Annotated in this window: 10 protein-coding genes and 1 pseudogene; 3 read left to right on the top strand and 8 right to left on the bottom strand. The window is 72.5% G+C overall.

What is annotated here, in order from left to right:
• The first annotated feature begins 167 nt into the window (after window positions 1-167).
• Complete coding sequence (locus ACFYOY_RS26035) at window positions 168-2162, top strand: transglycosylase domain-containing protein (protein WP_351879577.1); 1995 nt, start codon at window positions 168-170, stop codon at window positions 2160-2162.
• A gap of 38 nt (window positions 2163-2200) precedes the next feature.
• Here the strand turns inward: ACFYOY_RS26035 and ACFYOY_RS26030 are convergent, their stop codons facing one another.
• Both ACFYOY_RS26030 and ACFYOY_RS26025 read right to left on the bottom strand, forming a co-directional pair.
• Complete coding sequence (locus ACFYOY_RS26030) at window positions 2201-3490, bottom strand: hypothetical protein (protein WP_388590167.1); 1290 nt, start codon at window positions 3488-3490, stop codon at window positions 2201-2203.
• A 109-nt stretch (window positions 3491-3599) separates the two neighbouring features.
• Window positions 3600-4997 (bottom strand): hypothetical protein, encoded by a 1398-nt coding sequence (locus ACFYOY_RS26025; RefSeq protein WP_388589922.1) that lies wholly within the window; start codon window positions 4995-4997, stop codon window positions 3600-3602.
• A 153-nt stretch (window positions 4998-5150) separates the two neighbouring features.
• Between ACFYOY_RS26025 and ACFYOY_RS26020 the strand changes: the two genes are divergently transcribed.
• Window positions 5151-6443, top strand: a complete 1293-nt coding sequence (locus tag ACFYOY_RS26020) for a molybdopterin-dependent oxidoreductase (RefSeq protein ID WP_388589920.1) — start codon at window positions 5151-5153, stop codon at window positions 6441-6443.
• 44 nt (window positions 6444-6487) lie between these two features.
• On the top strand, window positions 6488-7078 hold the full coding sequence (locus tag ACFYOY_RS26015) for a hypothetical protein (RefSeq protein WP_388589917.1): 591 nt from the start codon (window positions 6488-6490) through the stop codon (window positions 7076-7078).
• A gap of 698 nt (window positions 7079-7776) precedes the next feature.
• Here the strand turns inward: ACFYOY_RS26015 and ACFYOY_RS26010 are convergent.
• From ACFYOY_RS26010 to ACFYOY_RS25985, 6 genes and pseudogenes are all read right to left on the bottom strand, one after another.
• Window positions 7777-7893, bottom strand: a pseudogene (locus tag ACFYOY_RS26010) (hypothetical protein); the annotation flags it as partial.
• Window positions 7854-8477, bottom strand: coding sequence for a hypothetical protein (locus ACFYOY_RS26005; RefSeq protein ID WP_388589914.1), 624 nt, complete (start codon window positions 8475-8477; stop codon window positions 7854-7856). The gene ACFYOY_RS26005 and the pseudogene ACFYOY_RS26010, both read right to left, overlap by 40 nt.
• A gap of 15 nt (window positions 8478-8492) precedes the next feature.
• Window positions 8493-8801 (bottom strand): hypothetical protein, encoded by a 309-nt coding sequence (locus ACFYOY_RS26000; RefSeq protein WP_351879021.1) that lies wholly within the window; start codon window positions 8799-8801, stop codon window positions 8493-8495.
• A gap of 3 nt (window positions 8802-8804) precedes the next feature.
• A complete protein-coding gene (locus ACFYOY_RS25995; RefSeq protein ID WP_388589911.1) occupies window positions 8805-9608 on the bottom strand; it encodes a methyltransferase domain-containing protein in 804 nt (267 codons plus the stop codon).
• Complete coding sequence (locus ACFYOY_RS25990) at window positions 9605-10276, bottom strand: DUF2064 domain-containing protein (RefSeq protein ID WP_351879571.1); 672 nt, start codon at window positions 10274-10276, stop codon at window positions 9605-9607. Before ACFYOY_RS25990 ends, ACFYOY_RS25995 begins: the two co-directional genes overlap by 4 nt.
• Before the next feature lie 104 nt (window positions 10277-10380).
• A complete protein-coding gene (locus ACFYOY_RS25985) occupies window positions 10381-11103 on the bottom strand; it encodes a glycosyltransferase family 2 protein (protein ID WP_351879015.1) in 723 nt (240 codons plus the stop codon).
• Window positions 11104-11107: the final 4 nt, after the last annotated feature.

The raw sequence follows: 11107 nt of genomic DNA, 5'->3' as shown, positions 1-11107 counted from the left end.
CAGAGGGGAAAATAGGATCGTCTGGTCCGGGGGGGATGGAAGATCACACCTTTGTGCCGCGCCCGCGCGCGGAGCGAGCGTGGGGGAAACACGTGCTGGGCAGCAGTGACAACGCCATGGGGAAGCACCGCAAGCACCGCCGAAAGCCGTCCTCGGGGAGCCGGGGGATGCGGCTGCGCCGCTGGGCGGTCGCGCGGGTCCGGCTGGACTACCCCCGGGCGGGGCGGAGTGGTGTGGGGCGATGGCTGCCGTCGTGGCGTCAGGTCACCCTGCTCTTCCTGTTCTGCCTCGGCAGTCTGACCGGTCTGCTGAGCTATCTGTATCTGCAGACCGACATACCCAAGAACCTCAACGACTTCGCCACCCAGCAGGACAACGTCTACTACTGGGCCGACGGCACCGAGATGGCCCGCACCGGTCCGGTCAACCGGCAGGAGGTGCCGCTGGGCAAGGTGCCGCAGGATGTCCAGTGGGCGGTGCTCGCCGCCGAGAACGCCAGTTTCTACTCCGACAGCGGAGTGTCCCCGAGCGGCCTGATGCGCGCCGTGACGCGGATGGTGACGGGCGGTGAGACCCAGGGCGGATCCACCATCACCCAGCAGTATGTGAAGAATGCCTATCTGAATCAGCGCCAGACCTTTTCCCGCAAGCTCACCGAGATGTTCATGGCCATCAAGCTGGACGACCGGATGAGTAAGCGGGAGATCCTTCAGCGCTATCTGAACACCAGCTGGTTCGGGCGCGGCAGTTACGGCATTCAGCGGGCGGCGTACGCGTACTACGGCAAGGACGTCTCGGAACTCAACGCGAGCGAGGGCGCGTTGCTCGCCTCGCTGCTCAAGGGTGCCGGGACATTCGACCCGACGCTCAGCGCCAAGAACCACAAGCGGGCCGTCGACCGCTGGAAGTGGGTGCTGGACCGGATGGTCGACATCGGAAAGCTCTCCCGGTCCGAGCGGGCCCGCTATACGTCGTTCCCCGAGCCCAAGGCGCCGCCCAAGTCGGCGGGGCTCACCGGTCAGGTCGGCTATCTGGTGGAGACGGCCAAGGCGTATGTGAGCTCCCATACCGAGATATCCGACGCCGATTTCGACCTGGGCGGCTACCAGATTCACACCACCTTCGAGAGGCCGAAGGTCCAGGCGCTGGCCAAGGCGGTGAAGAAGACCCGGGACACCCTCGATCCCGAGCGGCGCCCCGAGGACCGCCATGTGCGGATCGGCGCCGCCTCGGTGGCCCCCGGCGGCGCGATCCGCGCGCTGTACGGCGGCCCCGGCTATCTGGAGCAGGGATTCAACGACGCGAACGCCTCCAACGTCCCGGCCGGCACCTCCTTCACCCCCTTCGTCTACGCGGCCGCGCTGCGCGACGGCGTACTGCTGAAGCGCAACGGGGAGCGGACACCCGTGACCCCCTCGACGCTCTACGACGGCGACAACAAGATCGCGGTGCATACGCCCGAGGGGCCGTACTGGGACCGCAGCGGCAAGATCGTGCGGGCCAGCAACGACGGTGACGCCTCCTATGGGCAGGTCTCCCTGCGCCAGGCGATCGTGCGGTCCATCAACACCCCGATGATCCAGCTGGGCATGGACGTCGGCCTGGACCGGGTCCGGCAGGCGTCCATCGACGCGGGGCTGCTGCCCAGCAGCTTCGGCGCGCGGGTGCCAGCGTTCTCGCTGGGCACCGCGACGCCCAGCTCGATCCGTATGGCCAGCGCCTACGGGACGTTCGCCGCCGAGGGCACCCACTACGCGCCGTACTCGGTGAGCGGGCTCACCCACGGCGGGGAGCGGCTCGAACTGCGCAAGGACAGCGCCAAGCGGGCCTTCAGCCCGGCGGTCGCGGCGGAGGTGGACGAGGCGCTGCGCGATGCCGTCCACAGCCCGGACGGCGCGGCGAGCGGGGCCGCCGCGGCCGGTGGTGAGGTGGCCGGTAAGGCGGGCACGGCGCAGGACGGCAACTCCGCCTGGTTCGTCGGCTACACCAAGAAGCTGTCGACGGCGGTCTCGCTGTCCCGGGTGGACCCCAAGTCGCAGGAGCTGATGCCGCTCAAGGGGATGGGCGGGGATACCACCGACACCTCCGGCGACACCTACCCCCTGGACATCTGGAAGACCTATATGACGGACCGGGCGGCGGAACGAGCCCCCGCGGAATAAGCCTCGGCGGAGATCCGGCAACAGGACCGCTTCCGCCGCTACTTGGTCTTGGTGTACGTGGACCAGTCCGGCGATTCCGCCGGGTCCAGCATCCGCAGCTTCGCCAGGACCTTCGGGTCCTGGGCGTCCAGCCAGTCGGCGAGCTGCTTGAACGACACGCACCGCACCCCGTCGCGGCGGCAGACGCTCCGCATCACGTCCTCGATGGCCTGCATATAGATGCCGCCGTTCCAGGTCTCGAAGTGGTTGCCGATGAACAGCGGCGCCCGGCTGCCGTTGTAGGCCCGCTCGAAGCCGTTCAGATACCCCTCGCGGGTCAGCCGCTCCCACTCCGCGTACTTCGCCGGGTCGCCCTCGGTGCTGTCACCGGACTGGTTGAAGAGGAAGTTGAAGTCCATCGACAGGACCTGCTTCTCGCTCTCCGGGTACGGCACCAGCTGCAGCGGGAAGTTCCAGATGCCATCGATCTTGGACGGCCAGAGCTGGAAGTCGCCCGGGGAGCTCGCGTCATAGCGCCAGCCGAGGGATTTGATGGCCGGAATCAGCGTCTTCTGGCCCTCCAGGCACGGCGCGCGCCCGCCCGCCAGCTCCACGTCGTAGTCGAACGGCAGCGGTTTGATGTCGGTGAATCCGGTGTTGGTCTTCCAGTGCTTCACAAAGGAGACGGCCTGTTCCGTTTCGCTCTTCCACTCCTGGGTGGACCAGTCCTGCCCGCCCTTGGCGCCGCAGAAGTGGCCGTTGAAGTGCGAGCCGATCTCGTTGCCGTCCTGCCAGGCCCCGCTCAGCTGCTCCAGGGTCTCCCTGATGTGCTCGTCGGTGGGGAAGGATATGGCGGCCGAGCCCGGCTTGTGCTGGGGCGGGCGATAGAGGTCGCTCTTCGACTTGGGCAGCAGATACATGCCGCTCAGGAAGAACGTCATCGTGGCGTCGCTCTCCTTGGCCACCTGGCGGAAGCGGGAGAAGAGATGGTCGTCGTTCTCCAGCGCGCCGTCCCAGGAGAAGACCACGAACTGCGGCGGCTTCTCACCGGGTTTGAGCTTCTCGGGCTTGAGCTGATGCGGCTGCGGTCCGGTGTAGGACGTGGAGCCGTCCCCGAGCACCTTGACCTTGCCGTCCCAATGGGCGTACTTGTCCTTCTTCTTGGGCTCCCTGGGGACCCGGTCCGACTTGGGAGACGCCGCGGCCGCGGGGAGATCCCCGTCCTGTGCGCCTCCCGCGTCCCCCGGCGAGGTCAGGGCTATCAGCAGCGCCACCACGACGGCCACGGCCGTGAGCGCGCCTATGGGCGCGGCCACGCCATAGGTGTTCTTCGCGTTTAAAGCCTTCAACGCTTTCACGATCTTCAGCGCCTTCACGGGTCCCGCCCCCTGGCAACAGTACAGATGTACGTCCCCCTCAGTATCACAGAAGTATCACGTGCCCTTCACATCGGTCTCCTCACCAACCGGTCAAAAGCAGGTGGTTGACGAGCAGTCCGAGACACGCCTGGGCCACAAGCCAGCGGCGACGATCAACGGCGGGCAGCAGCGCGGCGGTGGGCAGCAGCCAGACCAGGAAGGGAAGCCAGATCCGCTCCGTCTCGGCCTTGCTCATTCCGGACAGATCGGCCACGACGAGCGCGAGCAGCACGGCGAAGGTCAGCACCACGAGCCCGTCCGGGGCGCCCGGACCGCCGGGGCGCAGCCGCCGTACGACGTCCGGCACCGCCGACAGCATCCGCCGCGCGCCCGCGACACAGGCCGGACCGGCGACCACCGTCGCGACGGCCAGGTTGGCCCAGACCCAGTACGCGTACGGGCGGTCCGAGGCCACGCCCTGGTAGTAGCGCTCGATCAGCAGGGAGTACCCCTCCCACCACTGGAAGCCGGTCAGTGTGAACGCACCGGCCACCACCGCCGCCCCCATCAGCGCGAACGGCAGTGGCCGCGCGGTACGGGCGAGCAGGAGCACGGCGGCGGCGGGCAGCGCCAGCAGCGTCAGCCCGTAGGAGAGATAGGCCGTCAGCCCCAGCAGCAGCCCGGACCCGAACGCGACCGCACCGGGCGCCCGGACCGTACGCGTCGCCGCGAGCGCCAGCAGCGCGAGCCCCCAGGCCGCGACGGCCGCGAAATAGCCGTCGGCCGAGGCGCCCACCCAGACCGCCCCGGGCGTTAGGACCAGGAACGGGGCGGCAGCGCGCGCGGCCCGCTCCTGCCCCAGGGCGCGCAGCGTGACCAGGATCGCGACCGCCGCCGAGCCGCCCACCGTGATGCAGAAGGCCCCCGCCCAAGCGCCGCCGCCCAGGCCCAGCCGGTCCAGGCCGACGAAGGTGAGCACGGCGCCCGGCGGATGGCCCGCGATATGGGCGGGCCAGTGGTCGGGCTGGGTGAGCAGGATGTGGCCGGTGAAGCCGCGCAGGGCCGCGCCGATGTCGTGGAACCGGTCGATACCGCGCAGATATTCGTGGCGCGCGGTCAGCCGCTCCGCCACCCCCCGCCGCCATCCGTCGACCAGCGCCAGTGACCAGATCCAGGCCATGGACGCCGCCCAGACGGCCCCCAGCAGCCCGCGCCACGGCAGCCGTACCGCGAGCCGGGCGCCGTGGACGACGACCGCGGCGGCGACGGCCAGGGCGGCGGGCGTGCCGGGGCCCACATGGGGCAGCCAGTCGGCGTACAGCGGCGCCCAGTCGACGTACAGCGAGTGATCGGCCCGCTGGATCAGGGTGCCGACGACGGCGGCGACGGCGAAGAGCACGGCGGCGGCAGCGGCGGCGAGCACGTCCCGGCGCCGGCCGGGCCGCTTCTCGTTCTCGATGGCCCGGGTGTCGATGCCGCTGTGGAGAGGGAGTTTCACGACGTCACGCTACGTCGTGAAGCCCGCGTCCGGGCCGCCGCGCCGCGCGCCGTCACCGGACCGTCAGATCCTCGCGGCCGGGGCGGCTGACGTCACCGTTTCGTCATGGGCTCAAGGCCCCGGAACGCGGCGCGGCCGCCCTACGGTCATGCCATGAGTCACCCTCCCCGTACCCACCGTGACCGCCGCGCGCTGTGGCGGAGCCCGCTGCGCGGCCCCTGGCTGACGTCTGTCTTCGGCTTGATCCTGCTCTTCGGCCTGCCCGTTCTCTTCGTGACCGGACTGCTGTCGTACGCCGCCTACAACCCCGACCTGTCCCCGGTCAACGACCAGACCCCGGACAAGGGGCTGCTCGGTTTCTATCTCTTCACCTGGCCGACCAACCCCTCCTGGCTCTACCGCGTCAACCAGGGCGTGCACGTCACCCTCGGGATCGTGCTCGTCCCCGTGCTGCTGGCCAAGCTGTGGTCGGTCATCCCCAAGCTGTTCACCTGGCCGCCGGTGCGGTCGGTAGGGCACGGGCTGGAGCGGCTCTCGCTGCTGGCGCTGGTCGGCGGCGGGCTGTTCGAGTTCGCGACCGGGGTGCTCAACGTCCAGCTGGACTACATCTTCCCGGGGTCCTTCTACCCGCTGCACTTCTACGGGGCGTGGATCTTCATGGCCGCCCTCGTGGTCCATGTGGCGCTGCGGTTCCCGGCCATGGTGCGAGCGCTGCGCAGCCGCGATCTGCGGGCCGAGCTGCGCACCCGCGCCCCGGACACCAAGCCGGAGCCGCCGGATGAGACCGGCCTGGTCAGCCCGCAGCCGGCCGCGCCCACCATGTCGCGGCGGGGCGCGCTCGCCATGGTCGGCACCGGCTCGTTCGCGCTGCTGGTGGTGACGGCCGGTCAGAGCATCGGCGGCCCGCTGCGCGAGACCGCCGTGCTCGCGCCGCACGGCCGCAACCCGGGGTCGGGGCCGGGCGGCTTCCAGATCAACAAGACCGCCAGGGCCGTGGGCATCCGCGCCCGCGACATCGGGCCCGACTGGCGGCTGGTGGTGCGGGGCGCGACGGGCCGCGAGACCGTCCTCACCCGGGAGCAGATGCTGCGGCTGCCGCGACACGGCGCGGCCCTGCCCATCGCCTGCGTGGAGGGGTGGTCCACGTCCGACCAGCGGTGGGACGGGGTGCGGTTGGCCGACCTCGCCGCGCTGGTGGGGCATGCCGACCGGCCGCCGAGGGTCCTGGTGGAGTCGGTGCAGCGGCACGGCTCCTTCCGCCGCGTCGTGCTGAGCGACGTCCAGGTGCGCGACCCCCGCTCGCTGCTGGCCCTGAGGGTCAACGGCGCGGATCTGTCGCCCGACCACGGCTATCCGGCGCGCGTGATCGTGCCCGGGGCTCCGGGTGTGCACAACACCAAGTGGGTCGGCCGGCTGACCTTCGGAAACTTCGAGGAGACCGCGTGAAGGGGCATGGGGGAGGCCGCATGAGGGGGCATGGGGGAGACCGCATGAGCGGGCTTCGAGGCGACCGTATGAAGGCCGCACTGCGCCGCTTCGGGCCGCGGGAGGCACTGCGCCGCTTCGGGCCGCGGCGGCTGGAGCGGGAGTCACCGCTGCGGCTGGTGCTGCTGCTGTGCTCGTTCGCGCTGACCGGCTACGCCGGGATCAGGCTGCTGAGCGGCGACTGGTTCGGGATCGTGCTGTGGATCGTCGGCGCCGCCATCCTCCATGACCTGGTGCTGCTTCCGCTGTACGCGCTCGCCGACCGTGCCGTGGGCGCCGTGCTCCCGGCCGCCGCCCGGTGGATCAACCATGTGCGGGTGCCCGTCTTCCTCTCCGGGCTGCTCCTGCTGGTGTGGTTCCCGCTGATCCTCGGCCGGCGGGAGCGCCGCTACGAGAACGCGACCGGGCTGAGCGCCGACGTCTTCTGGCCGCGCTGGCTGCTGATCACCGCGGGACTCTTCGGCGCCTCGGCCGTGTGGCTGGCGGTCCGGGTGGCGATCCGGATGTGGCGGCGCCGCCCGGGGCCTCGGCGTGGAGCGCCGGCGGTGGGGGAGCGGAAGCCGCCCGCAGGGCCCGCACGGCCCGCCCGGCCATGACCGCCGCACCGGCGACCGCGTACCCCAGCGTCCCGACCCACGCGCCGTCGTCGACCGCACGGGCCGTCACATACTGGGCGACTCCCGCGAGCGGCGGGCCGAGCCACTCCCAGCCCCCGTCGAGGGCCACCAGCGCCACCACCAACAGCGGGTACCAGGGATGGCCGGGCGTCATCAGCAGGAACGCGGTCCCGGTCACCACCAGCGCGCCGCGCCAGGGCCGCCCCGGATCGCCGCGCAGCAGCCCCCAGGCCACGACCACGAGCAGGACGGCGCCGACCACCGGCAGGGCCCAGCTCTCCGGGGCGGGGTGGAGCAGACGCAGCAGTGCGTAGCGGTTCTTGTCGTCCGCGGTGGCGGAGCCCGTCTCGTACCCCTCCTCGGCCACATAGCCGGTGAGATAGCCGAGCACGGAGGAGCGCGAGAGGAGGACGTAGGGGAGGTAGCCGAGCACGACCACGGCCGCGGCGAGCAGCACGATCGCCGCGGCTGCGCACCGCCGCTGCCGCCGCGCGGCGGATCCGGGTGGCGGTGAGGGGGTGGGGGGCGGTGGGGGACTTGGGCGGCTTGAGGCTCTTCGAGGTCTTGGGAGTCTCGGAGGTCTTGGGGTTCATGGCGAGGACGCCGGAGAGCGCACCCGGCAGAGTTACGGCGGGCAGCAGCTTGGCGGCGATCGCCGCACCGAGCAGCGCACCGCTCAGGGCGCGGCGGCGAGGGACGGTGACCAGGCCCGCGACGGTCAACAGCACGCCCAGCGCATCGACATGGGCGTTGTTCACCGCCTCCACCGGCACGGCCGGGCACCAGGCCCACACGCCGCGCGGGCGGTCGGGAGGCGGGGATCGGGCCGGCGGCGTGCCGCGGCGAGCACCACGGCGGTGGTGGCGACGGACAGCAGCGCGCCGCCGGTCTGCAGGGGGAGGAGAGTGGAACCTGACGGCGCCGAGCGGTGTACAAGCAGGAAATAGCCCTCTGCGACGGGAGGATAGATCGAATGGACCGCGGGGCGATTGAGGCGCGTGCACTGCGCCTCGGCGGGGCCGGGGGTGCCGCGCGCGTGGTCGGGCGCCTGATCGGTGGGTGGGTGGGCGCCGGGCGCGGCAGGTTCGGGTGCGGGGCGGACGGGGGCGCGGTCGGGGCCATGGCAGCCGGAGCCCGTCGGGAAGAGCCGGCGGTCGCGCAGCGAAGCGAGCGCGGGGTCCTCGGGCGCGTGGTCATAGGGAGATATGCCCGCGGCCTGCACACGTCCGTCCCAGGCGTAGCGGTAGGCGTCGGTGCTGGTGCGCGGTGGGGCGAGCAGGCCCGTGGCGGCGACCGCGACGCTGCCCGCGAGGACGAAGACGGCGGCCTGGCGGGCGCCGAGGCGGCGGACCGTCCACGCCGCCGCGGCGAACAGCACCCAGGTGAGGGCGTATCAGCCGGAGAGCACGCCGGGCACGGTATGGAGGTCGTCCTCGCGGAAGGCCAGGGCGAGGACGGTGCCCAGCGAGCCGAGCAGTGTGGCCAGCGCGAGCGGGGTGATCCACGGGTGGGCGGTGCGACGCGTTCGCGCGGCCCGGGTGTGGCGCTCTGTCGGGCGGGGCTCGTCCGTGCTGTCAGGCGGTGGTGCGAGGCGGTCGCGGGCCGGTGGGCGAGGGCCCGGGCCGGAGTGCTGATCAGGCACCCGGCCGGTCCCTCGGGCGAGCCGGCCGGGCCGCAGCAGGCCGCGCAGCGATGCGGGCACGGCTCAGCGCTCCGTGGCGGACCGGGGCAGGGGCGGTGTGCGGCGCAGCGACACAAAGCTCCGATCCCGCGCGGTCCACTGCTCGACCGGGTTCCAGCCCACCGCGCGCGCGTGGTCCAGCAGTGCCGGGACGCCGACCCGGGCCCAGGGGAAGGCCGTTCCCACGTCGCCCCGGCCGTCGTCCACGTGCACCCGCACCCGCTCGTCCACATCGGCCGCCGCGGCCTCCACCAGCAGCAGCCCGTCGGGAGCTATGAGTTGAGCGACGCGCGCGAGGAGTGCCTGCGGATCGCCTCCGATGCCGATGTTGCCGTCGATCAGCAGCGCCGTGCCCCAACGTCCCTCGCCGGGCAGCGGTTCGAAGACCGAGCGGCACAGCGCGGGCCCGCCCGCACGGACGGTTCGGGCGACCGCCGCCTGGCTGACGTCGATGCCCAGGCAGGGGCGGCCGCGCAGGGCCAGCGCGGCCACCAGCCGACCGGGTCCGCAGCCGATGTCGAGGGCCGGGCCCTGGCAGCGCCGCAGCACGGTCCGGTCGGCCGCGTCGGCGTCCGCACACCAGCGTTCGACATCCAAGGGCAGCATCCAGCCGTCGGCTCGGCGCAGGAACAGCGGACCTCGGCCCGCGTGCAGCGCCCGGACATAGGGGTCGGCGTGCCAGGCGGCCGCCGCACGGCGAGCGGGAGTCCGCTCGCGCACGGGGCCGTCGCGTACCGGTCCGTCGTGTACGGACCCGTCTCGTACCGGTCCGTCTCGTACCGGTCCGTCGCGTACGGATCCGTCGCGCACCGTCTCCGCCGAGCTCATCGGGCGGTGGTCCGGGACAGCCGGGCGAGGGTCCGGGCGAACCGCCCGCCCGGAACGTCGGCCGCCACGCGTGCGGCGTCCTCCGCCGTGTCCACGTCGCGCAGCATCGGCAGGTCGCGCACCCGCAGCCCCGCGTCCGTCAGCCGGCGCCGCTGTGCGGCACCGGTGGTGGCGGTGGACATCGGCACGCCCCGCAGCAGCCCGGGGTCCGGTTGTGCGAGGCCCAAGGCCCAGAAGCCACCGTCGGCGGCCGGGCCGAACCAGGCGTCGCAGTCGTGCCAGCCGTTCGGGCCCAGCGCGGGGGCGAGCAGAGCGGGGGTCACCTGGGGGGTGTCCATGCCGATCAGCAGGGCGGCGCCCCGGCAGGCGGCGAAGGCCGCGGCGAGCCGTTCGTCCAGACCGCCGTCGCACTGCGGTACCACCTCGAATCCCGGTGGCAGCCACGGCCCGGGGTGCCCGTCGAGCACCAGCACCCTGCGACGGGCGGGTGTGGCGAGCGCGGCGTGCAGCGTGTCGGCGAGGCACGCCTCGGCGAGCGAGGCGGCCTCGGCGGGGGTGTGCGGGGGAGTGAGCCTGGTCTTCACCCGTCCGGGCACCGGTTCCTTGGCGATGATGAGCAGCGTGGTCCCGCTCTCGTGGGCAGGTCGGGATCCGGTGTCCGCACGGATGTCCGCACCGGCGACCGGCCCGCCGGCGGTATCAGGTCCGGAGCCGGGGCGGTCGGGAGCCGAGGGGGCCTCCGCTGCGTTCGCACCCTCGCGTGGCCCGGCGCTCACCGTGCGGCCCTCGTGGAGGCGGCCAGGTCGCGGGCCACCGGCGGTTGGCGCAGCACCGCGCGCATATCGCGCACCGCGTGCCAGGTGCCCCGCCAGGTGCCGGTGACCTTCGACTTCCCGGTGCGCGGCCGGTACGGCACCTCGCGCTCCTCGATCCGCCATCCCGCGTCCGCGGCCCGCACGACCATCTGCAGCGGGTAGCCGCTCCGGCGGTCGGTGAGGCCGAGGGCGAGCAGCGGTTCGCGCCGCGCGGCCCGCAGTGGGCCGAGGTCGCCCAGCGTGAGGCCGGTGCGCCGCCGCAGCATGCGGGTCAGCGCGATATTGCCGAGCCGGGCGTGCATCGGCCAGGCCCCCCGCTCCTGGGGACGTCGCCGGCCCAGCACGAGATCGGCGCCGCCTTCCGCGACGGTCCGCACGAAGGCGGTCAGCAGGCCGGGGTCGAGCGAGGCGTCGCAGTCGCAGAAGCAGACGATGTCGGCCTCGGCGGCGAGCAGCCCGGCGTGGCAAGCGGCGCCGAAGCCACGGCGCGGTTCGTGCACGACGGTGGCGCCGTGCGCGCGGGCGATCGTGGCCGAGCCGTCCGTGGAGCCGTTGTCGACGACGATGGCGCGCCAGCCGGTCGGGATGCGGGCCAGCACCCAGGGCAGGGCGGCGGCTTCGTCCAGACACGGCAGGACGACGTCCGCACAGGGGGTGGTCGAGTTTGTCACCCGCCCCACACTA

Origin of the sequence: Streptomyces sp. NPDC007875 (genome assembly GCF_042868035.1) — a bacterium.
In the GTDB taxonomy this organism is placed as follows: domain Bacteria; phylum Actinomycetota; class Actinomycetes; order Streptomycetales; family Streptomycetaceae; genus Streptomyces; species Streptomyces antimycoticus.
This window is presented reverse-complemented; position numbering and strand designations above follow the sequence as displayed.